Source organism: Nocardiopsis xinjiangensis YIM 90004 (assembly GCF_000341145.1).
GTDB lineage: Bacteria > Actinomycetota > Actinomycetes > Streptosporangiales > Streptosporangiaceae > Nocardiopsis > Nocardiopsis xinjiangensis.
In genome coordinates, this window is sequence record NZ_ANBE01000036.1 from 1 (window position 1) to 25,900 (window position 25,900).

Annotated in this window: 23 protein-coding genes and 1 pseudogene; 9 read left to right on the plus strand and 15 right to left on the minus strand. The window is 70.2% G+C overall.

Going from position 1 to position 25,900, the window contains the following annotated elements:
• Nucleotides 1-22 precede the first annotated feature (22 nt).
• From D473_RS0117455 to D473_RS0117465, 3 genes are all read left to right on the plus strand, one after another.
• Nucleotides 23-412, plus strand: coding sequence for a F0F1 ATP synthase subunit epsilon (locus D473_RS0117455; protein WP_017610339.1), 390 nt, complete (start codon nt 23-25; stop codon nt 410-412).
• A gap of 16 nt (nt 413-428) precedes the next feature.
• The gene (locus D473_RS0117460; RefSeq protein WP_017610340.1) at nt 429-914 is read left to right on the plus strand and encodes a DUF2550 domain-containing protein; all 486 of its coding nucleotides are present in this window, start codon (nt 429-431) and stop codon (nt 912-914) included.
• A gap of 347 nt (nt 915-1,261) precedes the next feature.
• On the plus strand, nt 1,262-1,969 hold the full coding sequence (locus D473_RS0117465) for a class I SAM-dependent methyltransferase (protein WP_017610341.1): 708 nt from the start codon (nt 1,262-1,264) through the stop codon (nt 1,967-1,969).
• A gap of 70 nt (nt 1,970-2,039) precedes the next feature.
• Here D473_RS0117465 and D473_RS0117470 read toward each other — a convergent pair whose 3' ends face one another.
• The 3 genes from D473_RS0117470 to D473_RS0117480 form a co-directional block, all read right to left on the minus strand.
• On the minus strand, nt 2,040-3,023 hold the full coding sequence (locus D473_RS0117470) for a hypothetical protein (RefSeq protein WP_017610342.1): 984 nt from the start codon (nt 3,021-3,023) through the stop codon (nt 2,040-2,042).
• A gap of 256 nt (nt 3,024-3,279) precedes the next feature.
• Nucleotides 3,280-3,462, minus strand: a complete 183-nt coding sequence (locus tag D473_RS0117475) for a DUF397 domain-containing protein (RefSeq protein ID WP_017610343.1) — start codon at nt 3,460-3,462, stop codon at nt 3,280-3,282.
• Nucleotides 3,463-3,465: 3 nt separating this feature from the next.
• Nucleotides 3,466-4,311, minus strand: a complete 846-nt coding sequence (locus D473_RS0117480; protein ID WP_017610344.1) for a helix-turn-helix domain-containing protein — start codon at nt 4,309-4,311, stop codon at nt 3,466-3,468.
• 303 nt (nt 4,312-4,614) lie between these two features.
• Here D473_RS0117480 and D473_RS0117485 point away from each other — a divergent pair, with 303 nt between their 5' ends.
• Together D473_RS0117485 and D473_RS0117490 are read left to right on the plus strand one after the other, a co-directional pair.
• Nucleotides 4,615-5,043, plus strand: coding sequence for an ATP-binding protein (locus tag D473_RS0117485; protein WP_017610345.1), 429 nt, complete (start codon nt 4,615-4,617; stop codon nt 5,041-5,043).
• 2 nt (nt 5,044-5,045) lie between these two features.
• Nucleotides 5,046-5,252, plus strand: coding sequence for a hypothetical protein (locus D473_RS0117490; protein ID WP_017610346.1), 207 nt, complete (start codon nt 5,046-5,048; stop codon nt 5,250-5,252).
• Nucleotides 5,253-5,447: 195 nt separating this feature from the next.
• Here the strand turns inward: D473_RS0117490 and fabI are convergent, their stop codons facing one another.
• The 12 genes and pseudogenes from fabI to nucS form a co-directional block, all read right to left on the minus strand.
• Complete coding sequence (gene fabI / locus D473_RS0117495) at nt 5,448-6,221, minus strand: enoyl-ACP reductase FabI (protein WP_017610347.1); 774 nt, start codon at nt 6,219-6,221, stop codon at nt 5,448-5,450.
• A 103-nt stretch (nt 6,222-6,324) separates the two neighbouring features.
• A pseudogene (locus tag D473_RS25790) lies at nt 6,325-11,810 on the minus strand (ATP-binding protein).
• Between the two features lie 271 nt (nt 11,811-12,081).
• Nucleotides 12,082-12,702, minus strand: a complete 621-nt coding sequence (locus D473_RS0117505) for an MBL fold metallo-hydrolase (protein ID WP_026127055.1) — start codon at nt 12,700-12,702, stop codon at nt 12,082-12,084.
• Nucleotides 12,699-13,784: an S-(hydroxymethyl)mycothiol dehydrogenase gene (locus tag D473_RS0117510; protein ID WP_017610349.1), complete on the minus strand. Its 1,086-nt coding sequence runs from the start codon at nt 13,782-13,784 to the stop codon at nt 12,699-12,701. The genes D473_RS0117505 and D473_RS0117510 overlap by 4 nt, the downstream gene beginning before the upstream one ends.
• A 512-nt stretch (nt 13,785-14,296) precedes the next feature.
• Complete coding sequence (locus D473_RS0117515) at nt 14,297-14,893, minus strand: cob(I)yrinic acid a,c-diamide adenosyltransferase (RefSeq protein WP_017610350.1); 597 nt, start codon at nt 14,891-14,893, stop codon at nt 14,297-14,299.
• A 349-nt stretch (nt 14,894-15,242) separates the two neighbouring features.
• Complete coding sequence (locus D473_RS0117520) at nt 15,243-16,871, minus strand: M28 family peptidase (RefSeq protein WP_017610351.1); 1,629 nt, start codon at nt 16,869-16,871, stop codon at nt 15,243-15,245.
• 272 nt (nt 16,872-17,143) lie between these two features.
• Nucleotides 17,144-17,803 (minus strand): DUF1707 SHOCT-like domain-containing protein, encoded by a 660-nt coding sequence (locus D473_RS0117525; protein ID WP_017610352.1) that lies wholly within the window; start codon nt 17,801-17,803, stop codon nt 17,144-17,146.
• Nucleotides 17,804-17,937: 134 nt separating this feature from the next.
• Nucleotides 17,938-18,573, minus strand: a complete 636-nt coding sequence (locus D473_RS0117530) for a response regulator transcription factor (protein ID WP_017610353.1) — start codon at nt 18,571-18,573, stop codon at nt 17,938-17,940.
• A 40-nt stretch (nt 18,574-18,613) separates the two neighbouring features.
• Nucleotides 18,614-19,858: a sensor histidine kinase gene (locus D473_RS0117535; protein ID WP_017610354.1), complete on the minus strand. Its 1,245-nt coding sequence runs from the start codon at nt 19,856-19,858 to the stop codon at nt 18,614-18,616.
• Between the two features lie 7 nt (nt 19,859-19,865).
• Nucleotides 19,866-20,726, minus strand: a complete 861-nt coding sequence (locus D473_RS0117540; protein WP_026127056.1) for an ABC transporter permease — start codon at nt 20,724-20,726, stop codon at nt 19,866-19,868.
• Nucleotides 20,723-21,592, minus strand: coding sequence for an ABC transporter ATP-binding protein (locus tag D473_RS0117545; protein WP_017610356.1), 870 nt, complete (start codon nt 21,590-21,592; stop codon nt 20,723-20,725). Before D473_RS0117545 ends, D473_RS0117540 begins: the two co-directional genes overlap by 4 nt.
• 187 nt (nt 21,593-21,779) lie before the next feature.
• Nucleotides 21,780-22,457: an endonuclease NucS gene (nucS, locus tag D473_RS0117550; protein ID WP_017610357.1), complete on the minus strand. Its 678-nt coding sequence runs from the start codon at nt 22,455-22,457 to the stop codon at nt 21,780-21,782.
• Nucleotides 22,458-22,684: 227 nt separating this feature from the next.
• On the opposite strand from nucS, the gene D473_RS0117555 reads away from it, so the two are divergent.
• The 4 genes from D473_RS0117555 to D473_RS0117570 all read left to right on the plus strand — a co-directional run bounded on the left by D473_RS0117555 (nt 22,685) and on the right by D473_RS0117570 (nt 25,656).
• Nucleotides 22,685-23,071, plus strand: coding sequence for an SCO5389 family protein (locus D473_RS0117555; protein WP_017610358.1), 387 nt, complete (start codon nt 22,685-22,687; stop codon nt 23,069-23,071).
• A 165-nt stretch (nt 23,072-23,236) separates the two neighbouring features.
• Nucleotides 23,237-24,523, plus strand: coding sequence for a 3-hydroxyacyl-CoA dehydrogenase (locus tag D473_RS0117560; RefSeq protein WP_017610359.1), 1,287 nt, complete (start codon nt 23,237-23,239; stop codon nt 24,521-24,523).
• 36 nt (nt 24,524-24,559) lie between these two features.
• Nucleotides 24,560-24,880, plus strand: coding sequence for an ATP/GTP-binding protein (locus D473_RS0117565; protein WP_193373292.1), 321 nt, complete (start codon nt 24,560-24,562; stop codon nt 24,878-24,880).
• A 32-nt stretch (nt 24,881-24,912) separates the two neighbouring features.
• Nucleotides 24,913-25,656 carry an alpha/beta hydrolase gene (locus tag D473_RS0117570; RefSeq protein WP_017610361.1) on the plus strand — a complete coding sequence of 248 codons (744 nt, stop codon included), beginning with the start codon at nt 24,913-24,915 and terminating at the stop codon, nt 25,654-25,656.
• The last annotated feature ends 244 nt before the right edge of the window (nt 25,657-25,900 follow it).

The window sequence follows — 25,900 nt, forward strand, 5'->3', positions numbered from 1 at the left end:
GCTAGCCGAGGAGTTTGTGGCAGTGTCGAAGAAGCTTTTCGTCGAGATCGTCTCGCCCGAACACGAGGTTTGGGCCGGCGAGGGCGACATGGTCATCGCGAAGACCGTCGAGGGTGAGATCGGCGTTCAGCCCGGGCACGTCCCGGTGCTCTCGCTCCTCGCCCACGACGCCGTCGTTCGCGTGCTGGGTGCGCGCGAGACCGGAGAGGTCCGGGTCGCCGCGCACAGCGGGTTCGTCTCGGTCTCGGGTGAGGGGCGTGTTTCCGTCCTCGCCGAGACCGCCGAGCTCGCCGAGGACATCGATGTTGACCGTGCACGCACGGCAGTGACGAGCGCGACCGAGGAGGGCGACAACGTCGCTCTCGGACGCGCCCGCAGCCGCCTGCGTGCCGTCGGCGAGGACGTCGCCTAGAACGGACTGGGTGGTCATGGAGCGGCTGCTGCAGGGGATCGGGTTCGAGACCGCGCAGTGGACGCTGCTGACCGTGTTCCTGGTCGGTGCGGTGGTCCTCCTGGCCGGCGCGTTGCGCCGCTCGGTGATCGAGCGGCGCGGCGGCGCGGTCGAGTGTTATCTGCGTGCGCCTGGAGCCCGGGGCCGCCGAGGTACGTGGCGTATCGGTTTCGGCCGGTACGGCTCGGAGAGCCTGGGCTGGTTCCCGATCTTCTCGCTCAGACCGCGGCCGACAGCTACGCTGTCGCGCCGCGGTCTTGTCATTGTGGGGAGGCGTTCCCCCACGGCCGAGGACCGCAGCCGTCTGCCCGGGGACATGAGCGTGGTCGGCCTGGGGTGGCTGACCGGTGGGGGCGAGGAGCCCGAGGAGGCCGCCTTCGAGCTCGCGATGGGGGAGATGGCCATGACCGGGTTCCTGTCGTGGTTGGAGTCCATGCCGCCGGGAACCCGCTGGGAGACCTGAGGCCGGAGGAAAGATCACGTGGGGCCGCCGAGCACAGCTCGGCGGCCTTCTTGTCGTGTGTCGGCGGTCGTGAACCCGGTGTCCGCGGGTCGCGGATCGGAGTCCGGAATGCCTGTGGAGGGCCCGCCACGGCACCTACACTCGTAACCTCGGTGAGTTCGTCGACGACTACTGGAGGTCACGTGCCCCGGGCGCCGTGGAGGCGCTCCGAACTGCGGTGTTCTCCCCCAGGGTGCCCTCGCCCGGCCCGCAGAGCCGCCGAAGGGGCTCGACGGCCCCCACAAGAGCGCCGACCTGTACTCCCGATCCCCTCATCGACCCCTCTTCTCCGTGTTGGAGGAACCCTCATGTCTGCCCCCGAGGACGAACAGCCCTCCCCGGCCGGGTCGCCGGTCCCGGACTCGCGCCCCAACCCTTCGGTGTACAGCAGCCGTGTCCTGAAATACCTGTACACACCGCTGATCATCGGGTTCTCCCACCGTTGGGTGTGGGGCGTGCCCAACAGCGAGCTCCGTTCGCTCTACCGCACCAACATCGGCGCTCCCCATGTGGAGGTCGGACCGGGCAACGCCCACTGGCTCCGGAAGCAGAGCCCGCGCCAGGTGCACCTGATCGACATCACCCGCGATCCTCTGCGTGTGAGCAACGCGCGCCTGGAGAAACGGGACTGGCAGGTGTTCACCCACCAACAGTCGGCCACCGACCCCTGGCCGTTGGAGGACGCCAGCGTGCAATCGGTCGGGGCCGGCATGGTCCTGCACTGCCTGCCCGGCGAGAACCTCTTCGACAAGCGCCCGCTCATCACCCAGGCCCACCGGGTGCTGAAGGAGGACGGACGCCTGTTCGGCGCCACCGTCCTGGGCGAGGCCGATCCGGCCCCCATCTCCCGGCTGGGCAAGCGTGTGCGCGACACCTACAACAACAGCGACAACGTCTTCTCCAACCGCGGGGACACCGCTGAAGAGCTGCACCAGGTCCTGGAGAGCGTCTTCGGTACCGGTCGGGTCACGGTGCGCGTTCTCGGTGCCACCGCGTTGTTCCAGGCCCTCCGATGAGGACGACGGATCGCGGGATCTGACGCCGGAGGCCGCCGGGCGAGGCTCGGCGGCCTCCGGTCATTGAGGGTCAGGCATCAGAGGTCCCGGTCTCTTCCTCGGCCGCGGCCCTGCGGGTGCGGGCCATCAACAGCGCCGCACTGCCGGAGCCCACGGCGACCATCGCGGCGGTGACCAATCCGGCCAGGGAGCCACCGGTGACCGGCAAGGGCCGGTCGGAGGCCTCGCCCCTGGCAGGGAGGTCCTTCCCGTTGTCCTGCTGCGTGTCGGCGCCGACGCCCTCATCGGGGTCGGAGGGCGCCACCTCGGGGTCGAGGACCAGGTCGTCGTGGGAATCGATCTCCACCCAGTGATGGCGCTCGGAGTCCCCGTTGTACAGGCACTGGATGACCGTGGTCTCGGTGTAGGCGAGGATCACACCGGCCTCGTCGTCCTTGCAGAACTGCCCTGGGTGGGTGCCCTCCGGTACCGGGTCGTGCAGGCCTACGTACTCTTTCCACCAGTCGTCCTGCCCGCCACCGGGGTCCTGGGTGGGGTCGGCGGTGGGCTCCGGAGCGGGGCGTTCCGTGGGTTCCGGAGCGGGTGTCTCGACCGGTTCCGGGGAGGGGGATTCGGTCGGTGCTTCTTCGGGGCGGTCCTGGCAAGCCTCGACGGTGACGGTTTCCACCCCGACGTAGGAGTCGTCCTCGGGGCCGCGGTTGATCCAGTAGGAGACCTCTGTGTCCTCGGTGAACTCCAGGACGATCTCTGCATCGCCGTGGGCGGGCACCGGGGTGGAGTTGTACACCGGCCCCAGCGCGGTGCCCTCCCAGGCACCGCTGGAAGGGACGTGGCCGGAGTGTTCGTCCTCGGCGCCTTCCTCGCCGGTGACCCGGTAATCGGCGAAGTAGACGTGGTCGGTGCTGTTGACGAAGGTCAGCAGCACCTGACCGCAGGCCTCCTCCATTTCGCTGAAGGTGTCCAACTCGCCGTGATCGGCGTGGGCGGGTGAGGCGAGGCCGAGAGCGAGGGCGGCGGCACCGGCCGCGCTGACCAGAGTTGCTCGGGGGAACACGGGGGATCTCCTGGGACTCGGAGTTCGACAGGAAGGACCGCCACCCGGGGACGGGTGCGCGGGAACGCGGTCGATGTATAGGACGCCGGAGGAGGGACGGCGGAGTACACGGGCGCTCCGTTTTCCCGGCGGGTCGGCACTTCGGACTTCACCCACCGGTCGCGGGTAGGCCGGCCCGGGCGCCCCGGACCAGTGCGTATCCCGTTGCCGTCGTTCATGCCCGTCCCCGGTGTGCGCGGGTCGCCGTATGGAGGACTCAGTTGCTGTGGGGTGCCTTGAGGGAGGAGAGGAAGGTGTTCCAGCCGGTGGAGGGGAAGGTGAGGTGGCCGAGCTCTGGCTGCTCGGAATCCCGCACGAGGGTTCCAGCGGCGGTGCCGGACACCTCGACGCACTCCCCGCTCGCCTTGGAGTAGCTGCTCTTGTACCACTGCTCGTTCACGTTTCACCTCAGTGCACTGCGCAGACCGGCCTTGGTCTTAGCGTCTCCGTGGGCTTCCATGCGAAGCCTATCGAGCACCTGAAGGTGCGCTTCCACGTCCTCGGGGTCATCACGAAACAGGGCGCTCGTGTGCTGTTCCACGTGCACGACGTTGAGTGACCCCACATCGATCACCGTGAATGGACCAGTTTCCATGGCTGCGTGTGCGCCCACTTCGTAGGGGAGCAGCTGCACGGTCACGTGTGGCTCGTCCATCAACCGGACGACGTGCTCCAACTGCTCGCGCATGACCTCAGGACCGCCCACCATGCGATGGACTGCCGCTTCGTCGATGATCGCCCAGGTCAGTGGGCGGCGCTCCATCCAAACCCGCTGTCGCTCCTTGCGGACCCCTATGCGCTGCTCGGCTTCGTCGCGGCTGACATCAGCCATGCTTCCTGCGGTGAGCGCGCGCTGGTAGTCCTCTGTTTGGAACAAGCCTGGGATGTGTATGGCGTCGTAGCGCTGGATCTTCCGAGCATCGCTCTCGAGCCCGATGTAGGTCCCGTAGCCGCCTTTGATGCCGTAGCGCTGCCACCATCCCGATTCACGGGCTCGCTCCCGCAGTTCCAAGTAGACACGGGACGTTTCCTGATCCACCTCGTAGTAACCCAAGAGGGCATGAAGGTCCCGACGCCTGGGAATCGCGCCGCTCGGGTCCTCCCACCTCGTGATGCTGCTCGGGGCCACGTCGATGGCCTTGGCGACCTGATCGCGTGGTCGGCCGGCGCGCAGTTTCGTCAGTTCCTGGGCCAGTTGCCACCGTCCCACGGTCGGACTCTTCATGGCTTGAGCGTAGCCGATCACCATGCGCCTGCCACTGGCATTTTTCCAAATGCACCTTGCATATGGACTATCCGTGATTGACTATGGCGCTATCGGCGGGGTGTGTCCATGCGGTACCTCGGCGAGACGAGAACGGCCCTGGCCGGTGCCAACACCACCGACCAGGGCCTTGGCCCACAACCTGACAAGAACAGGTGCGGACGTATGAAACAGCGTAGTGCCCACAAGCCCCCCGGCCGGAACTGGGCCGAGCCCCATCGACACCTCGGCCGGTTCGCCAGGGACGCCCATGCCGTCGGAGAAGTGCGCGACTGGTTGCGGAGGAGGATGTCCCTGCGACCCGCCGGAGCGCGGATACCCGGCTCGGCCGCTGAGGACACACTGCTCATGACGAGCGAGATCACCACGAACGCCCTGCTGCACACGCCCGAACCGGGCGGGCACGGGGCGTTCGTCGTTTCGGCGTTCTTCTACGCCCGCTGCCTGCGCATCTCGGTCCGGTGCAGCACCGGAGGCGCAGGCAGCGGTTCTCCTCCCCGTGCGGTGCCGTTGCGCCCGCAGTCCGCTCACGCCCTCGCCGAACACGGACGAGGGCTTGCCTTGGTCGATGCCCTCGCCACCGCGTGGGGGAGTGAACCGGCCCGACGAGGACAGGCCGTCTACTTCACCGTCGACTGGGCCCCGGCCGACAGTGCCTCGACCGAACGGTCACCGGCCCCTCGGGCCGGGTTCTCCTCCCACGCTGCCGGGCGGTGAACATGGACGGTTACCGCGTCTTTCCCAGCGCCGAGGTGCGCAGGCTGCGGTCCGAGTTCCCGCACCACCTGATCTGCGAGTTGCACGACCACCGTGGCCGACCGGTGTTCGTCGCGATCCTGGCGCAGCGGAGTTGTCCCTGCCCCGCAGACCTCGTCACCGCGAGCACGCTCGGTGCCCTGCGGCAGGCCCTCGTCCGGGCCCGGTGACGGTCCGGGCAAGGCCTCTGGGGCACCGTCCTGCCGGTGGTGGAGGACCGTACCCAGGGAGAGGTCCCCGGGGTGCGGACCCACCCCGGGCCCCTCCCGGGCCCCACGCGCCGCGCCCTCGTGCGAGGGCTCGCCCGCCTCCAGGTGCCCGGAAGGCGGGTGCAGCATGCCGTCCGCGTGGCCGGTGCCCCGGCGCTAGGCGAGCGGGGAACCCATGGCGTGGTACCCGCCGTCCACGTGCAGGGTCGTCCCGGTGATCCCGCGGGCGCCCGGGGACATCAGGAACAGCGCGGGGTCGGCGACCACCGAGGCGTCCTTGGTGTCCCAGCCCGTCGGCGCCGACTCGCCCCAGCGGTCCGCGATCTGGTCGAAGCCCGGGATCGATCCCCCGGCCAGGGACTTGATCGGTCCCGCGCTGATGGTGTTGACCCGGATGCCCTCCGGACCGAGGTCGCGCGCCAGGTACCTGGTCGAGTTCTCCAACACCGCCTTGGCCGAGCCCATCCAGTCGTAGACCGGCCACGCCACCGACGCGTCGAAGGTCAGCCCGACGACCCCCGCGCCGTTCGGCGCGGCGGCCATCAGCCCCCGGAAACCCACGGCCAGGGCCTTGAGGGAGTAGCCGGAGACGTGGATGGCCTGTGCGACGTCCTCCCACGCGGTGTTCAGGAAGTTCCCGCCCAGCGCATCACCGGGTGCGTAGGCGATCGAGTGCAGGAGCCCGTCCACGTGGTCCCAGTGCGCGGCGACCTTCCCGGCCGTCTCGGTGATCTGCTCGGGGTCGGTCACGTCCATGGGCAGGATGTCGACCGGTTCCTTCGGCAGGCGCTTGGCCACACGCTCCAGGATGGAGAACTGCCGCCCCGGAGGGTTGGTCAGGACGACATCGTGCCCCTGCTCCATCGCGTGCTCGGCGACGGCGTAGGCGATGGAGGACTGCGTGGTGATGCCGGTGATCAACAGGTTCACGTGGGCTCCTTGCTGGGTCGGGTATCGGGTCGGGGGGACTGGGGCTGTCGGGATCGGGTTTCCGGGGCCGGGCCCGTCGGGCACAGGAAGCGGGGCGCCTCCGTCAGCGCTGCAGGCCGCGTTCGATCGCCTCGGCGATCCGGGGCCGCATCTGCGCCGCGCTGATGATCGCGTCCACCGAACCCACGTCGACCGCACGCTGGATGCTGTGCACCCGGTCGAACTCCGCGGCGACCTCGCCGAGCTTCTCCGCGCGCACCGAGGCCCGTACATCGGTGAGTTCGGCGTTGAGTCCGGCGCGCTCGGTACCGCCGGCCTCCGACACCCGCGCCTGCAGCTCACTGACGCGCGGATCGGCCGCGGTCCGCTTCTTCACCTCGCCGGCGAAGACCACGGCCGCTGCGGGGGCACCGCCGAGCACGGAGGCGAAGGAACCTTCCACGGCCAGCACCGTCATGTTCGGGTTGAGGGCCTTCGAGAACACCACGAACGCGCCTCCGTGGTAACGCCCCACGACGCAGAACACGATCGGGCCCTCGAAGTTCACGATCGCCCGGCCGATCTCCGCGCCGTACTCCAACTGCAGCTTGCGCATCGACTCCGGTGACCCGTCGAACCCGGACAGGTTCGCCAGCACCACCAGCGGCCGGTTGCCCGAAGCGGCGTTGATCGCCCGCGCGGTCTTCTTCGACGAGCGCGGGAACAGCGTGCCCGCGGTGTAGGCGTCGGGCCCGTCCGTGGGCGGGAACCCGGTCCGCTGCACCGACTTCGACTCGATCCCCACCAGGCACACCGGCCACCCGTCGATGTGGGCGTCCTGCACCACCGAGGTCTCCGCATCGGCCATGTTCGCCCACCGCTCCAGCACCGGGTGGTCCTGGTCGGACAGCGACCGCATGACGGTACGGATGTCGAACGGCTTCTTGCGGTCCGGGTTGTGCTCGGCCGAGAAGATCTCCCCGACGGTGGAGAAGTCGCTGCCCTCCACCTTGTGCGGGAACTCCGAGACGTCGCGCTCCACCGGGTCGCCGGTCCCGGCCCGGCGCGGTGCCCCCTCACCGGGTGCCACGTACGTGTGGTCGTAGTGCGCCATGAGAACGTCGCTCGCGGCCGCCAGGTTCGGGGCCCAGTACTGAGCCTGACCGTTGGGGCCCATGACCCGGTCGTGGCCGCCGATGCCGTGGTTGTCCTCGGCCGAGACACCGCCGGAGAAGTCCAGCGACTGCTTGCCCGTCAGCACCATCGCCGACTCCGGGGTCATGACCAGCACGCCCTTGGTGTGCATGAGCATGGTCGCCTCGGCGTTCCAGTACGGTTGGGCGCCCACGTTGATCCCGGCGACGACGATGTTGATCTCCCCGCCGTCCTGGGTGAAGGTCACGATCCGCTTCAGGGCGGCCGCGACCCAGTCCATGTTCTCCGAACCCGAGTCCATGGAGATGCGTGCGCCGGCCGACAGCGCGAACCACTCGACGGGCACCTGCATCCGGTCGGCGAGGTCGATCGCCGCGACGATCCGGGAGCACTCCGGTTCGGACAGCGCCCCCAGCGCCTTGGTGGGATCGCCCAGCAGGACCACACGCGTGACGCCCTGCGGGTGGCGCTCGGTCGGGGCCGTCACCACACCGGTCACCAGAGCAGCGGAGTTCTGCCCGGCGGGACGGTCGACCGCGACCAGGGCCCCGCTCTCGTCGAGGTCGTACTCGGTGAACTCACCCCCGGTGCCGGTGAGCAGCCCGGTCAGTTCGTACGGGTAGGTGGTCCCGCGCGCGGCCGCGCGCCGCACCTTCTGGCCGTAGTCGTCCAGAGGCAGGACCGGCTCCTGAGAGGGCCTCTCCACGTGCAGCTGCGGGCCGCGCGCCGGATCGAGGGCGATGCGCACCGCGACCTCGGACAGCTCGCCGGCGGCGTTGCGCTGCCGGGCCACGAACTGGATCTCCTCCAGGCCCGCGCCCTCGGTCGTGGGCAGGATCCGCTGCACCAGCGTGTCCAGGTCCTGCCGGGACATCTCCGTGGAGGGCCACACGTAGATCAGGATCCGGTTGGTGCCGTAGCGCTTGTTCTTCGGCAGCTGCGCCTGGACGTTGCGGATCGCGTCCAGGCAGCCGGCGAGGGTGTCCTCCACCGCGGGCAGTGCGACCAGGCGGCCGTCCGACTCGCGCAGCGGCGTCAGGTCCCGCACCTGGCCCAGGGCGACGAGCCGCTCATCGGCGGGGGGGGGGGGGGGGGNGCGGCCTCGAACAGGTAGATCTCCTCGTCGGCCGACGGGAGCCGTGTGAGGTCGAACCCGCGCAGCCGCTGCAGTTGCAGGCGCTGGGCGATCTGCGGGTGCAGACCACGGATCAGCCGGTCCTCGGCGAAACCCTCACCCTCGGGCCGGAAGGTCACGTGGTGGTGCATGACCGCGTTCCCGGTCCCGGCGACGGTGACGGTGACGCGGTGCACGCCCGCGGGCCGCCCGATCCGGGACAGGTACTGACCGAGCTGCTCGGCCATCGCGTCCGCGCCGGGCTGGGCCTCCCACGTCAGGTACAGGTCGGCGACCAGTTCACCGTCGGCGCAGGCCTCGGCGTGGGCGCCCACGGCCTCGACCGCCTCCGGCAGGGACGTGATGTCGACGGCGGTGGTGACCACCCGGGTCTCCGCGTCCTTGTCGCTGTGGCGTGCGGTGACGAAACTGCAGCCCCGGACGACCTCTGCGGTGACCTCGGACAGCCCGCGGTTGCCGTAGTAGCGGCGGGTCAGCACCTCCAGGAGCGGGGCCTGGTCGCGGCCCGGGCGCCCGATGCGCTGGCCCAACAGCCGCACCAGCGGCTCCGAGCAGGCCACCATGGACTGGATGCGCTCGGCACGGTCGGCCGCGTCGGGGTTGCGGTCCAGATGGCGCAGTTCCTCGCGGACCCTCGCGTACACCTGGGCGCGGTTGCGGCGCAGCATCGGCTGGGCGTACCAGCGGAACACCACGCCCCGGGCCAGGTCGGAAACGGCCGGGAACCGCACCTGTGTGGCCTCGACCAGCCGTTCCAGCACCAGGCCGGCACGCTCACCGAGGGCCTCGGCGGGCGGGGTGTCGGTGGTCCACCGGCGCAGCAGTTCCGTGACGACCGAGACGTGGGTGCTCATCCGCCGCTGGGCCAGGAAGATCCGGAAGAGGGCCCGTTCGAGTTCGGGCGAGTGGTCCAGGTCGGTGACCCCGTGGTGGGCCAGCGCCGTGGCGAGCTTGCCGCGGAAGGCACTGGACACACCGGCACGGTCCACGTCCAGGCTCTGCAGGTAAGCGTGGAAGTGCTCGCGGGAACTGTGCACCGCCTGGTCGGCCCCGGCCCCGGCCTCGTCGGCGGGCTCGTTGCGGGTGAGCTCGGCCAGGTCGGCGAAGGCGGTGAGCAGGTCCAGCTCGCCCTCCGGGGGACGCGGCTCCAACCCCTCGCGGGCCGCCAGGTAGGCCGGGAGCACCTTCGTGGGCTCGTCCGGGTCACCGTCGAAGCCGAGCATGACCCCGCGCAGGTCGCGCAGGTGCTGCTGCGCGCGGTCGGTGGCCGAACCGGCACCGGGCGCGGAGGGAAGGTCCAGAGCGACCTCCCCGGAGTCCTCCTCGGCGCCTTCGGACCCCGCCTCCGCCAAGGGCTCCAGGCGCATGAGAGGGGCGCCGGTCTCGACCTGGCTGCCCACCGTGACGGGGCACTCCTTGACGCGGGCGCGGAAGGGGGCGCGCAGCACCGACTCCATCTTCATGCTCTCCAGCACCAGGACCGGAGCGTCGGCCTCGACCTCGTCGCCCACCGACAGCGGAACCGACACCACCAGAGCCGGGGCGGGGGAGCGGACCACACCGCCCTCGTCACGGCTGACGCGGTGCGTGACACCCTCCACCTCGACCAGGTGGGTGGGCCCGTGGGTGGCCGAGACCAGACGGAATTGGTGGTCGTTGACGACGATCCGTCCACTGTGGGTGTCGAAACGCTCCAGGGTGACCTCGGCGGTGTGCACGTCGCCGCCGCCGGAGATGCCGACCCGGAACCGGTCGTGCCCCAGACGGGCCACACGCACCTTGTAGGTCACACCGCGCAGCTTGAGGTCGAGCGGGCGGCCCGGATCGTGGCGCACCTGAGGGCGGCCGCCGTGCGCGGTGGACAACAACCGGCCGCGGCTGACCTCCTCGTCGTCCTGGTAGGCCTCGATCGCGGCCACGGCCAGGGCGGTGGCCGAGTGCTGGTGGGCGACCAGGCCGCCGTCGGCGCGCACCCGGTCGATCCAGCCGGTGTCGGCGCTCGCGTCGATGACCTCGGGGCGTTCGAGCAGGTCCAGTACGAAGCTCTTGTTGGTGGCCCCGCCCTCGATGATCACGGTGGTCTCGGCCATCGCGCGGCGCAGGCGGGCCAGGGCCTGCGTGCGGTCGCTGCCGTAGGCGATGATCTTGGCGATCATGGAGTCGAAGTCGGCGGGGATGGTGTCGCCCTCGCGCACACCGGTGTCCACGCGTACACCGGGGCCGGCGGGAAGGGAGAGGCGCGCGATGCGGCCGGGAGCGGGGGCGAAGTCGCGGTCGGGGTCCTCGGCGTTGAGACGGGCCTCGACGGCGTGGCCGTTCTCGGCGGGCTGGGGACCCTCGAGCCTTCCGCCGGAAGCGACGTGGAGCTGGAGCCGGACCAGGTCGGTGCCGGTGGTGGCCTCGGTGATGGGGTGCTCCACCTGGAGGCGGGTGTTGACCTCGAGGAACGCGAAGAGTTCCTCACCGGGGTGGTAGAGGAACTCGACGGTGCCCGCGCCCCGGTAGTCCACGGCCAGGGCCAGGCGTTCGGCGGAGGCCTTGAGCTCCTCGGCCTGCTCCTGCGACAGGACGGGGGAGGCGGACTCCTCGATGATCTTCTGGTTGCGGCGCTGCACCGAGCAGTCGCGCACGCCCAGCGCCCACGCGTTGCCCTGGCCGTCCGCGATGACCTGTACCTCGACGTGGCGGGCGCCGGTGACCAGACGCTCCAGGAAGACCGTGCCGGAACCGAACGCGCGCAGGGCCTCCTGGGTGGTGCGTTCGTAGGCGTCGGTGAGCTCCTCGGCGGAGGAGACCTTGCGGATACCGCGGCCGCCGCCGCCCGCGGTGGCCTTGAGCATGAGGGGGTAGCCGATCTTGTCGCCCGCGCTCAGGGCGTCCTCGAGGGTGGCGACCTCGCCGCCGCTCCAGGGGGCGACGGGGACACCGACCTCCTCGGCGAGCTGCTTGGCGCCGATCTTGTCGCCGAGCCGGCGCATGGCCTCCGGGCCGGGGCCGACGAAGGCCACGCCGATCTTCTCGCACAGTTCGGCGAACGCCGGGTCCTCTGCGACAAAACCCCAGCCCACCCACGCGGCCTCCGCGCCGGTCTCGAGCAGGGCCTGTTCCAGGACGGCGTGGTCGAGGTAGGGGCGGGCCGAGGCCGGGCCCAGGGGATGGGCGATGTCGGCCTCACGGACGAAGGTCGCGTCCCGGTCGGAGTCGGTGTAGAAGGCGATCGTGCTGATCTGCCTCCCGGTCTCCGCGGCCAGGTCCCGGACGGCGTGGATGAGCCGCATGGCGGCCTCACCACGATTGACGATGGCGACACGACTGAACACCGGTTGAGCCTCCCAAGAACACAGACAGAAGGCGGTGTCCGGGGACCGGCCACCGCCTTCACGTGTCTCCCACAATGACGCAAGAAAAGCCGGAGTACCAATCGTTCGAAGTGCCCATGTCAGCTCGGCTGTGTTGTGGGGATTCCACAAAGACCTGCCCCTGGGAGCCACTCACCCCCGCGAGATCGCGAGGTTTGCCACAAACGTGCGAGCCGAGGGCCGGGCCCGTCAGCGAGCGGATCGCGGGTCCGGGGCGGTGGGCGGGCCCGGCTCACGCGCTCTCGGGCACGTTGGCCTCCTCGGCGCCGATCGTCGTGGCAGGCCCGTGCCCGGTGTTGACGACGGTCTCCGCCGGCAGGGTCAGCAACCGGCTCCGGATCGACTCGACGATCGTCGGGAAGTCCGAGTACGACCGTCCCGTCGCCCCCGGCCCGCCCTGGAAGAGGGTGTCACCGCTGAACAGCACCCCCAGCCCCGGCGCGTACAGGCACACGGCGCCGGGCGCGTGACCAGGGGTGTGGATCACGGTCAGCTCCGTGCCCGCGACCTCGAAGGTCTCTCCGTCGGTCAGTTCCCCGTCGGGTTCGCGGTCGGGGTGGGTCATGTCCCACAGCACCCGGTCCTCCGGATGCAGCAGGATCGGCGCGTCCATGGCGTCGCCCAATTTCACTGCGGCGTTGACGTGGTCGTTGTGCCCGTGTGTGCACAGGATCGCGAGGATGTCCCGGCTGCCGACCGCACTGATGATCGCATCGGCGTCGTGCGGTGCGTCGATGACCATGACCTCCTCGTCGTCACCCACCAACCACACGTTGTTTTCCACATCCCATGAACCACCGTCCAGGGCGAAGACCCCGGAAGTCGTCAGGTGTTCCACTCGGGCGTCGCTCACAGTCGCACCACCGATCGCAGTACATCGCCACGCTCCATGCGGGCGAAGGCTTCCTCCACGTCACCGATACCGATCTCCTCGGTGACGAATCCGTCCAGGTCGAGCCTGCCCTGCGTGTACAGGTCGGTCAACATGGGGAAGTCCCGCGAGGGCAGGCAGTCCCCGTACCACGACGACTTCAGGGAACCGCCGCGGCCGAACACGTCGAGCAGGGGGAGTTCGATGCGCATGTCCGGCGTGGGTACCCCGACCAGGACGACCGTGCCGGCCAGGTCCCGGGCGTAGAAGGCCTGCTCGTAGGTCTTCGGGGCACCGACGGCCTCGATGACCACGTCTGCGCCGAACCCGCCCGTGAGCTCGCGGATCGCTTCGACCGGATCGTTGCTTCGGGCGTCGACGGTGTGGGTGGCGCCGAACCCGCGGGCCCACTCGAGTTTGCGCGGGTCCAGGTCCACGCCGATGATGCGGGCCGCGCCGGCCAACCGGGCACCGGCGACGGCGGCGTTGCCCACACCACCGCATCCGATGACCGCCACCGAGTCGCCGCGGCCGACCCCGCCGGTGTTGACCGCGGCGCCGATCCCGGCCATGATGCCGCAGCCCAGCAGGCCCGCAGCCGCGGGGGAGGCCGACGGGTCGACCTTCGTGCACTGTCCGGACGCCACGAGGGTCTTCTCGGCGAAGGCTCCGATGCCCAACGCGGGTTCGAGCTCGGTGCCGTCCTCCAGGGTCATCCTCTGCTCGGCGTTGTGGGTGTCGAAGCAGTACTGCAGGCGCCCGCGGCGGCACGCGCGGCACTCCCCGCACACCGCACGCCAGTTGAGCACCACGAAATCGCCGGGGCGCACGTTGCTCACCCCGTCGCCCACCGACTCCACGACGCCCGCGGCCTCATGCCCGAGCAGGAAGGGGTATTCGTCGTTGATCCCGCCGTCCCGGTAGTGCATGTCGGTGTGGCAGACCCCGCAGGTCTGGATCCGGACCACCGCCTCGCCCGGCCCGGGGTCCGGGACGATGACGGTGCTCACTTCGACAGGTTCACCTTCGGCGCGGGAGACCACGCCCTGGACCTGTTGGGACATCAGTACTCTCCCTGAGTTCGGCGGTCGGCACGGTCGGTGCCGTCGCCGGTGACCATGCCCGGACGTTTCCGCCCCTACCCCTGGTTCCGGGGCGCGCACATCGCCGTGGGGACGGCTCCGCGACCGGCCGTTCCGGGCTGGTCGGCCGCCCGCACCCACCTCACCCGGTCCCCTGCCTCCCGACCTTTCGGCCATCGGCCTCCGTGCGGCCGGTCGCGGAGGACAAGCTCCACGGAGCCGTCCGGCTCGGCGGGTTCCTGTGCGCGACCGTGAAGGGGTACGTGGGGCCGGGGATGGTGCGTCGGACCGTCGGCCGAAAGCCCCTCGCCGTACCGCGCGTGAGAGCAAAGACAGCCCTTGCGCCGAGGAGCCCTGAGCTCTCATGCCGGTGGCCCGGCCTCACGGCGTGGGAGAAGGGAAACGCTCGGCAACGGCCCCGGGGCCGTTGCCGAGCGGGCCGAGGGCCCGGGAATCTCACCGAGCGGATCCGTGGAGGAACCGTGCGCCGGGCCTCAGCGGTCGCCGCCCGGCTTCCACAGGACCTCCTCCCCCTCACCCGCCACGTAGCGGCCGAGGATGAACAACAGGTCGGAGAGCCGGTTGAGGTAGGTCGCCGCCACGGGGTTCACGCTGTCGCCGTGCTCGGCGAGCGCCGCCCACACCGACCGTTCGGCGCGGCGCGCGATGGTACGGGCCGAGTGCATGAGCGCGACCGTGGGGGACCCGCCGGGCAGGATGAAGCTGCGGAGCTTGGGCAACTCGGCGTTGTAGGCGTCGCAGGCCTCCTCCAGGCCGGTGACGTACTGGGGCAGGACCCGCAGCGGAGGGAACTCGGGGTTCTCGACCACGGGGGTGGACAGGTCCGCGCCCAGGTCGAACAGCTCGTTCTGCACACGTGTGAGGAGCGCACGCACGTCGTCGGGGACCTCACCCAGGGCCAGGGCCAGTCCGATGGCGGCATTGGCCTCCTCGGTGTCGGCGTAGCCCACGAGGCGGGAGTCGTTCTTGTCGGTCCGGCTCATGTCGCCGAGGGCAGTGCTGCCGTCGTCGCCGGTTCGGGTGTAGATCTTCGACAGTACGACCGGCTGGTCCGTGTCTTTCTTGGTCATGCCCCAACCCTAGAGCTGGTGCGCAATGTGCCGGGGTTCTCCCCCTATCGGAAACCACGGGGGACAGAGGATAACTGTTCGATATCAGAGAGTGAAGGTGATCCACGCCACTGATACATTGAGGAACAAGGGGGCTACCCAGAGTAGTTCCCGGTGGTGTTCGCGCAGGCTCGGGTGATTGTGAAACAGAGGGGGATCACCCGGGCCGTGCAACGCGAAGGGGGAGACACCGCCCGGGCGGGCGGCGTGGGACCGGGGGGTCCACGCCGCCCGCCTTTCTGTGCACCATGGCCGCCGGTCGGCCCGTCACCTCTGTGCCACGGGCCGGCCCGGCGGTCGGAGGCTCAGGTCACTGCAGCCAGGCCTCGCCCTTGCGCGGCAGCTCCACCGGCCCCTGCTCGGCCATCGGGGTCACCCCGTTGACCGGAAGGGTGCTCTCGGCGAGCGTCTCCACACCGTGCGCGCCGGCCGCGGACAGTTCCGCGACCGAGTCCCAGTCGATCTTCTCCATCGTGTCCTCGGGCGTGTGGTAGTAGGGGTCGAACTGCTCCCCGGCGGTTCCGCCGTACCACTCGGCCTGCTCCTCGGTCTTGACGCCGTCGCCGCCGCTGAACAGCCCACCGGCCGGTACCCCGGCCTCCATGAACGGCCCGTAGTCGCTGCGCCCGCTCAGGACGCCCGGCTCGTGGACCTGGCCCTGGTCCTCGAAGTGCTCCTCCAGGATCTGGGCGATCGCGCCCGAACCCGACGGGGCCCCACCCGATCCGGGCAGCTCCATGCGCCCGTCCAGAACGAACCGGCCGTAGTTGTGCGATCCGATCATGTCGAAGTTGAGGTAGAGCGCGATCGCGTCGAGCTCCTCCTCCGTCAGGTCGGCCACGTACTCGCTCGAGCCGGTCAGGCCTTCCTCCTCGGTGCCCCAGAAAGCGAAGCGCACCTTGTTGTTCGGCTCCTCCTGCTGGGCCATCTGGATCGCGGACTCCAGCACGAAACCGGATCCGCTCGCGTTGTCGTTGATACCCGGGCCGTCCTCGACGCTGTCCAGGTGTCCGCCGACCGTCACCACGTTGTCGTCGGCGCCGCCCGCGGTCTCGGCGAGCACGCTGTAGGAGCTCTCCTCCGCGACATCGGCCTCGACCGAGAGATCGAGCTCGAGGCCCTCGCCGGCCGCCAGGAGCTGTTGCCCGGCCAGACCGGAGACACCGAGCGCCGGGATCTCGGAGACTTCGCCCAGAGTGCCGAGGAAGGACTCGTCCTCGGTGTTGACCACCAGCGCGGCCGACGCGCCCGCGTCGGCGGAGTTGGCGACCTTCTGCCCGAACTCGCACTCACCGCGCACCGTGATCGCCACGGCGCCCTCGGGGAAGTCGGCGAAGTCCTCGGCCGCGCAGCCGCTGGAGGTGCTGTCGGGCGCCACGGCCACACCCGGGGCCGAGACCTCGCCCGAGCCCGAGTAGGACATCGTGTTGAAGTCCTCGTCCTCGACCAGCTCCGACCCCTCCGGGGCGGTCTGGTTCAGCACGGGGTCGGCCTGCTCGCGCCACAACTCGTAGTCGTACTCGTGGCGCCAGGTCTCGTAGCCGGCGCGCTCGAGCTGGTTCTCCACGTACTGGGCGGCCACGTCGTAGCCGGGCGTGCCCGTGGCCCGGTTGCCGCCGTTGTACTCGGCGATCGTGGCCAGGTTCTCCATGTGCCACTTGATCGCCTCGGCGGTGACCAGGTCCGAGAGCGGGGCCTCCTCCGGGACCTCGGCCGGGGTACCCGGGTGCTCGTTCAAGTTCTGCTCGGAGAAGACCTCCGCAGGGGCTTGGGCGACCGAATCGGGGGCGGTCGGTTCCAGCTCGTTCGCCGCATGGGCGGGTGAGCCCAGGGCCAGGGTGCTCGCGGTCAGGACCAGCGCGCCCGCCGCAGCGGTGGCGGCACGGGGCAAGGACCGGGGTCCGGTCGTGGTCGCGGGCTCCGGTGCGGGTTCTTGCACTCTCATCCTCCTGGGATGGGGCGCCCGCCCCGCAGGGATATGAAGGTGTTGGGGGACGGACACCGATGGCGAGGTTCGGTCGGGGCAGCCTGTCACCACGCGCATGTGTCCGGCAAGAGGGAAAGGCCCGTATTGCCACAACCAGCCATGGCTCTTACCTTTCGGTGGGCCCTGTGGTTGGATGGACCGTTCACCGGAATCCGGAGGAGGGCGCAGGCGGGAATGCACGGACCCCGCCACGGGGGAACCGGCCCGGTACGGCCCGAGGCGGACTACCCGTCCTCGGCGTCGTCCTTCCAGGGGCGGTACTCCACACCGACCCCGCCCATGATCGCCAACCCGCGGATGTACACGACCGGCGCGTTCGGGTCGTTGCTGCCGGGCGCCTCGCTCTCCAGACCGAACCCGCCCATGATCGGGATGCCGTGCACCCGCACCTGCACGTCGTAGGGCAGGACGATGCCGATACCGCCCATCACCGGATAGCACCAGATGGTCGTCTCGCGCTTGGTGAACTTGGCGTTGCGCAGGTCCAGATCGATCCCGCCCATGACCGCCATGGCCATGAAGTGCTCGGGCAGGGTCCAGTCGCCGGAGCGGTCCGCGCCGCCCATGATCGCGATCGCCGAGAAACTCGTGGGGGAGGACTCCACGACACGCTCGGAGCCGCGCGAGGGACGCAGCGACCCGTGCGCGGGCACGGCCGGCGCGGTGTCGGAAGAGGCCTCGGGGAGATCCTCGGTGAGTGGCACCAGCTCTCCCACCGTCTTGGACCGGTAGGTCGCGTCCAAGCGCTCGTTGTGTTCGTCGATGTCCAGGCGGCCCTCGGCGAGGGCGTCGCGCAGACGATGGGCCACGGCGTCGCGGTCGGTATCCGAGGCGCGCATCCGTTCGGGTCCGGGGGGATCGTACTCGCTCACGTCTTCCACCATAAGCCGATTGTTCCGCTCCAGGGCAGTCCCCCGCATCGGGGCCGGTCCCTGAACCCACCCTGAGACCGCGGCCCTCGGACCCCGGATCGGGAACGTGCATGTCCCCGGAAGGCGGGTCGACGTGTCTTCAGGGCTCAGTCCTCCGGGAGCAACCCGCGCCGGATCGCTTGGGACACCGCCGCCGTACGGTCGCTGACACCGATCTTCTCGTAAATGCGCATCAGGTGTGTCTTGACGGTCGTGGCACTGATGTGCAGAGCGTTGCCGATCGCCGCGTTGGTGCGCCCCTCGGCGGCCAGGCGCAGCACCTCCGACTCGCGCGGCGACAGTACGGGGCGTTCGGGCTCCTCCCGCCGCCGCATCCCGGTGAGCACCTTGCCGGCCAGGCGCCCGCTGAGCACCGTCTCGCCCCGGGCGGCACTGCGCACCGAATCGGCCAGCTCCGCGCGCGGGGTGTCCTTGAGCAGGTACCCGGTCGCCCCGGCCTCGACCGCCCGCAGGATGTCCCGGTCGTTGTCGTAGGTGGTCAGCACGAGAACGTGTACGTCGGAGCACTCGGCCCGGATGTGCTCAGTGGCCTCGACACCGTCCCCTCCGGGCATGCGCAGGTCCATCAGGACCACGTCCGGGGCCAGCTCGGCCACCCGGGCCACCGACTCGGGGCCGGAGGCGGCCTCGCCGACGATGGTGAGGTCGGCCTCGGTGTCCAGCATCCCCCGGATGCCCTCGCGGACCACGGGGTGGTCGTCCACCAGCAGGACCCTGATCATGGCGTCCCCCCGAACACATAGGTGAGGGGCCGTGTGTCGTTCATGGCGTCTCCGTCTTCTGCCGGTCCCCGTCGGGGACCCGGGGCTCCTCCTCGCTTCCTTCGGCCACAAGGGCCAGGCGCACGGTCGTGCCGTCCCCGGGCGCGCTCTCCACGTCGAGCACCCCGCCGAGGTCGTGGGCGCGCCGGCGCATGTTCGCGATCCCGTTGCCGTGGCCGGGCCGGTCGGGGTCGAACCCGCGCCCGTCGTCGCGCACGCTCAGGGACACACCCACGTCCGTGTAGGACAGCCGCACCCGTGCACTCTCGGCCTCGGGTCCGGCGTGCTTGCGGACGTTGGCCAGCGCCTCCTGAGCGGTACGCAGCAGGCACACCTGGACGTCGCCGGGCAGGGGCCGGGCCCGCCCCCTCACCTCGGCCTCGGCGGCGAGCCCGAGTTCGGCACCGAAACGGCCGGTCAGGCGTTCCAGGGCCTCCTCCAGGTCGTCGTCCTCCAAGAGCACCGGACCGCGTGCGGCCACCATGGCCCGGGTCTCGGCGAGGTTGTCCAAGGCGGTCTCGCGGGTGAGCGCCAGGTGGCGGCGGGCGGTGGCGGGGTCGGTCTCCAGCTCCGACTCCACCGCCTGCGTGAGGGCGACGATGCTGGTGAACCCCTGGGCGAGGGTGTCGTGCATCTCCCGCGCCAGGTGTTCGCGTTCGGCCATCGCACCGGCCTGCTCGGAGAGCCGGGCCGCCTCCGCCCGGCTCTCCCGCAGCTCTCCGATGAGCTCGGCGCGCTCCCAGCTCTGCTCGATGACCCTCTCGCACCACCGCCCGAACCAGTAGGCGAAGGCGAGCACGACCGCGTTGGACAGGAGGTTGGCCAGGAGGGAGAGGGCGGGGTCGCCGTCGATGATCCCGCGCAGGGCCCAGGGAACGATGAGGATGACCCCCACCGAAAGAGTGCCGTAGGCCGAGCCGCCGGTCATGAAACACAGGGGCGCCAGGGCCAGCAGGAGGAACCCCAGGCCGGAGTCGAGGAAGATGGCCGCCGAGCAGACCGCGGCGACCACGAGCCCGAACACCAAGGACTCTCCCGAGGCGTACCGGTCCTCCACGATGATCCGGCGCCCCGCCAGCCAGTACAGGGGCAGGAGCGAGGCCACCAGGCCGGCGGCCCACCAGGACCGCGCGCCGGGCTCGGAGGTCAGCAGGCTCAGGGCCAGGAGGATCAGTACCACCGAGGTGAAGTAGATGTCCCAGCCTCGGGTCAGTTCCCAGGCGTGGCGTTCCCCGCTCTCGCGCATCGCCGCCTCAGCCGTCCTTCCGCGTCTTCCAACGGAACGTGGCAAGTGTGAGCACCAAGCCCACCACACACCACGCACCCAGGACCAGGGCGACCAGGTGCAGGTCCCAGGAACCCGACGCCTCGAGCGCGGCCATCTCGTCGGGGAAGAAGCCGGCACGCAGGCCCTGGGCCATCCACAGCAGCGGGAACAGGGCGGCGCCGTTGAAGATCCACTCGGGAAGCAGGTACACGGGCACGAAGATGCCGGAGGTGAACTGCAGCAGCAGGAACGGAACGATGATCACCGCCGACGCCGCCTGGGCGGTGCGTGCCAGCGAGCTCACCGCGGTCCCCAGCAGTGCGCAACCGACCGTGCCCAGGGCGAAGACCCACCCCACGGTGATCCAGGAGCCCGCGTCGGCGGGCAGGCTCGCGCCGAAGGCGAGGGTGGCCACGCCCAGCAGGATCGCCACCTGCCCCAGGGCCAGGAACAGCACCATGACCGTCTTTCCGATGAAGTAGGAGGCCGGCGCCAAGGGTGTGCCCCGTAGACGGCGCAACCCCCCGTACTCGCGTTCGGTGGCGATGCCGGCACCCAGGTTCTGGAAACTCACCGACATGAGCCCCATCGCGATGATCCCGGGCAGGTAGTAGTCCACCGCGCTCATCCCCGTGTCGAACATGTCGTCGAAGATCATCGCGAAGAAGAGCAGGATGAGTGTCGGCATGGCGAACGTGAAGACCATGCTCTCCCACTCGCGCACGAAGGAACGGATCTCCACCCACCCCCGGCTCAGCCCCAGGCGGAGCGTGCTCGGCAGAGGCGGCGACGACGGCGCGGCCGTAGCTGTGGCGGCGGACTCGGGGTTCTTCGCGGGCGCATTCATGCCGGGACCTCCGTCCGGTCCGCCCGGTCGTCTTCGACCAGGCCGAGGTAGATCTCCTCGAGGGTGGGGCGGTGCACGGTCAGCTCCGGGATCTCGCCGCCGAGACGTGCGGCGGTATCGCCGACCACGCGGGTGGGTTCGTCCGTGGCGACCTCGTGGCGGCGGCCGTCCTCGCGCCAGCTCACCATGGCACGCGCTGCGGCACGGCCGCCCAGGTCGGCAGGGGTGTCCAGGGCCCTGACCCGGCCTCGTGCGACCACACACACCCGGTCGGCCAGGGCCTCGGCCTCCTCCAGATAGTGCGTGGTGAGCACGATCGTCGTGCCGCCGTCGGCCAGGTCGCGGACGAGCTCCCAGAAGTCGCGCCGCGCCCTGGGATCGAAACCGGTGGTGGGCTCGTCGAGGAAGAGCAGCTCGGGATGGCCGACGATGCCCAGGGCCACGTCCAGACGCCGCCGCTGACCGCCGGAGAGCACCTCGGGCAGGGCCTTGGCCTTCTCTGTGAGACCGACACGCTCGACGACCTCGTCGGGGTCGGCGGGGGAGGGATAGTAACTCGCGAAGTGCCGCACCAGGGCGCGGACGGGGATCTTGGGGGTCAGGGTCTCCTTCTGCCAGACCACACCGATACGGGCCCGCCAGTCGCGTCCGGCCCTGCCGGGGTCCTGGCCCAGCACCCGGGCGGTACCGCCGTCGCGGTGGCGGAACCCCTCGAGGATCTCCACGGTGGTGGATTTGCCCGCCCCGTTGGGGCCGAGGAAGGAGAAGATCTCGCCGCGGGGGATCCTCAGGTCGAGCCCTGCGATGGCGTGTGTGTCGCCGTAACTCTTACGGAGGTCGGTGACCTCGATCGCTGTGTCGTCCATGCCTTCGACCCTCCCGCGCCAGGAGCGGGAGGGGTATCGGCCGTGCGGCCGCCGGGGGTCCACCGATCGGAGGACCCCCGGCGGCCGCCAGGTGGACGCCTGCGGCCCCTGGAGCGCGGGCGGGGGACGCGCGGTGGAACCGGCGCCTCGGGGCCGGGGCGTGGACAGGAGGGCGGGAGAAGCGGGGTCAGAACAGGCGCAGGACGTCGGGTTCGATGCCGCGCAGCTCCTCGTAGTCGAGCACGACGCAGCGGATGCCGCGGTCCTCGGCGAGCACGCGGGCCTGCGGTTTGATCTCCTGGGCGGCGAAGACACCGGTGACCGGGGCGAGGGTGGAGTCGCGGTTGAGCAGCTCCAGGTACCGGGTCAGTTGCTCGACCCCGTCGATCTCGCCGCGGCGTTTGAGTTCGACCGCGACCGTGGCGTTGTCGCCGTCACGGCACAGGATGTCGACCGGGCCGATCGCGGTGGGGTACTCGCGGCGGATGAGGGTGTAGCCGTCCCCGAGCGTGGTGATGTGCTCGGCGAGGAGCTCCTGGAGGTGCGATTCCACCCCGTCCTTCTGCAATCCGGGATCCTTGCCCAGCTCGTGGGAGGAGTCGTGCATGACCTCCTCGATGGTGAGCACGAGTTTCTCACCCGACTTGCCGTGTGTGACGGTCCAGATGTCGGGCCCGTCGGCGACGGTCTCCTCGAGGACCTTGCACGGCGGGTTCATCCAGTTCAGGGGCTTGAAGGCCCGGTCATCGGCATGGACGGACACGCTCCCGTCGGCCTTGATGAGGATCAGACGGGGAGCCATCGGCAGGTGTGCGGTGAGACGGCCGACGTAGTCGACACTGCACCGCGCGATCACGAGACGCACGGGAGGCAACGTTACCGCCTCTGCGGGGCGCTCGAGGGCGGTTCGGCCTGCCCGCGGACGACCCTTCCCGCCCCTCACCGGGAATGACAACGGAAACCACCTTCCTGTGGCCCGAGGGGAAGGTAGATGTGTCCTCGACGCCCCGTGACGAGGCTGCCACCCAGCGCCTAACGTCTCCGGAGAAGGCGCGGCGCACGGCCGCGCGCCGGCACGACGGAGGGAACACCATGTCGCTGACCGTGTCACCGGAGCTTCTCGAGAAGGCCGAGCAGGGGCCGGTCGAGGACGCCGACTTCATCGTCTGCGTCAGGGAGTCCTTGCCCTACGCCTGGAATGTGGTCAGTGATGTCGCCGAGCGGGCGCGCTCGGCCGAGGCCGGTTTCGAGACCAACGAGGTCCCGCCCCCGGGAGAGGCCGAACGCGGCCAGCTCCTGCGTCTGGTCGGCAGCGATGCCATGCGCGCCGCGGTCGAACGCCACTTCGGCATGCGCCTGGCCTTCCAGAACTGCCACCGGCTCGCGATGTTCACCCCCGCGGCCGAGGACGCTCACGGCCGGTTCGTGAGCCCGCGTGCCCAGTTGCTGAACCAGAGCCCCGAACTCGTGGACTGCTGAGCCGGTCCCGGCCCCGCGCCCACCCTGGATCCCGCGCGTGCCGATACCACGCGAGTCGGGAGCTTCCCCTGTGTCGGGGCCGGGCGGCAGAACCTTCCGGGGGAACGGGCCGATTCGGGCACTCCCGTGCACCCGGTGACACCGGGTGCCGTCTAGGCTGGTCCCATGGTGCAGGAATTTGACAAGGTCGGAGTCGTCGGACTCGGCACGATGGGCGCGGGCATCGCCGAAGTGTTCGCCCGCGCGGGATTCAACGTCGTCGGTGTGGAAATCGACCAGGCCGCCCTCGACCGCGGCAAGGGCCACCTCGACAAGTCCCTGTCGAAAGCCGTGAGCAAGGGCAAGATCGGTGAGGAGGAACGCGCGGCGATCGACGGTCGCTTCACGTTCACGTCCTCGCGCAACGACCTCGCGGACGCGGACTTCGTCGTGGAGGCCGTCCCCGAGAGCATCGCGATCAAGCGGGACGTCTTCGGCGACCTGGACCGGATCTGCTCGCCCAGCACGATCCTGGCCACCAACACCTCCTCGCTCTCGGTCACCGAGATCGCCGCGCTCACCGGGCGCCCGGAGAAGGTCGTGGGGTTGCACTTCTTCAACCCCGCGCCCGTCATGAAGCTGGCCGAGGTCATCACGACGGTCTCCACCAGCGACGAGACCGTGGACGTGGTGACCGAGGTCGCCAAGCGCATCGGCAAGACACCGATCGCCGTCGGCGACCGCGCGGGCTTCGTCGCCAACGCGCTCCTGGTCCCGTACATCAACGACGCCATCAAGCTGTACGAGCGCAAGGTCGCCTCCCGCGAGGAGATCGACACCGCCGTGCAGAAGGCCGCCGGCCTGCCGATGGGTCCCCTCGCTCTCTCCGACATGGTGGGTCTGGACGTGTGCCTGGCCGTCATGGACGTGCTCTGGGACGAGTACAAGGACTCGCGCTACGTGGCCTCCCCGCTGCTGCGCAGGATGGTCGCGGCCGGCCACCACGGGCGCAAGTCCGGCCAGGGTTTCTACGCCGGCAAGGGCGAGACTCCCGAGCCGCAGCCCGAGGGCCGTTTCGCGCAGATGGTCCGTGAGGAGGAAGCCCTCGACCTGGGGGAGATGCTCGTGGCCCCGCAGATCGACGACGCCATGCGCATGCTCGGCGACGGGTACGCCACCGCCGAGGACATCGACACCGCGATGCGTTTCGGCTGCGGTTACCCCAAGGGCCCCACGGAACTGCTCGCCGACCGGGGCGCCACCCCCGTCGTCGCGACCCTCATGGCGATGAGCGAGTACAGCCTCACCACGATCTCGGCACCTGCGCCGCTGCTGGTGGACCGTCTGCCCGACGCCGAGCCCCAGGGCGAGGGGCACGGCGGCGGCTGCNCCGCGAACGGTGGCCGGCGTCCCGATCCGGGGCGTCGGCCACCGCTGTGTGCGGTCACCGATTTCCACAGGTGCCGGAGGTGATGGTCGCCACTGCCCGATCTCTTCTACCCTTGAGGGGTGAGTCCGCGCCGCAACTCCCCACGACGTAAGTCCTCCCGGGGCAAGAAGACCGCCCCCGCCGTCCCCGACGAGGACGCCCTCATGCTGCGTGTCACCGGTGGCCAACGTCGTGAGAGCGGCCCCGACGGGGAGTGGGTGACGCGTCGCATCCCCGGTGCGTCGGCCGGCAAGTCCTACCGTTGCCCCGGGTGCGCCCAGAACATCCCGGTGGGCATGGCCCACGTCGTGGCCTGGCGCCCTTACGGCGACGGAGGCGACCGCCGCCACTGGCACTCCTCCTGTTGGGACCGCCGTTCGCGCCGTTCGCCCCGGTACTGAGCCCGCCGAGCCGTCCCGACGACAGAGGAGCCATGGAGATCAGAGCCACCACGGTGCTGCCCGCCGAGCGCCGAGAGATCACCCTGCACACCGCCGACGGTCTCGAGCTCATCGGTGAGCTCGCGCTCCCGCCGGACGGGCGGGCACCGGTCGCCACCCTGCTGACGCTGCACCCGTTGCCCACCGCCGAAGGCATGATGGACAGCCACGTGCTGCGCAAGGCCTCGTTCCGGCTGCCCGCACTGGCCGACGTCGCGGTACTGCGTTTCAACACCCGGGGAACCAGCTCGCGCCACGGAACGAGCCAGGGCGAGTTCGGAGAAGGGGAGACCGAGAAGCACGACGTGATGGCCGCGATCGAGTTCACCGAGTTCGAGGGGCTGCCCGCCCCGTGGCTCGTGGGCTGGTCCTTCGGTACGGAGCTCGCGCTCAAGTGGGGCTGCGACCCGCAGATCGAGGGAGCGCTGCTGCTCTCGCCGCCGTTGCACCGCGCGGACGAGGCCGACATGTTGGTCTGGGCCGAATCGGGCAAGCCCGTTGTCGCACTCGTGCCCGAACACGACGACTTCCTGCAGCCGGAGGAGGCCAGGAAGCGTTTCCAGCCGCTGACCCAGGCCGAGATCATCGGCGTCGACGGAGCCAAACACCTGTGGGTCGGCGAACCCTACGTGCGGCGTGTGCTCGACGAGATCGTCGAGCGCGTCAATCCGGGCGCCCACCCGCTTCCCACGGAGTGGGACGGGCCGTACGAGAAGGACGTGCAGCCCCTGCGCTGACCGGCCTGCCCACCGCTCGGTGACGGCCCCGGCAGCCCTGGCCCCACCTTCCGCTCGGTGACGGCCCCGAACGAAGTTCCGGGCCGTTGCCGAGCGTTTCTGCTGTTCGCCCCCGGCACGGAGGCCCGTTGGAGGAGGCTCCCCGGATGTGGCTTCCGCTCGTGCGCGGGGCCGATCAGGGCCCTCGGCCGTGCCACCGGAACGACGTGTGGCGCGGGCCCGGGAACGAGGTCCCGGGCCCGCG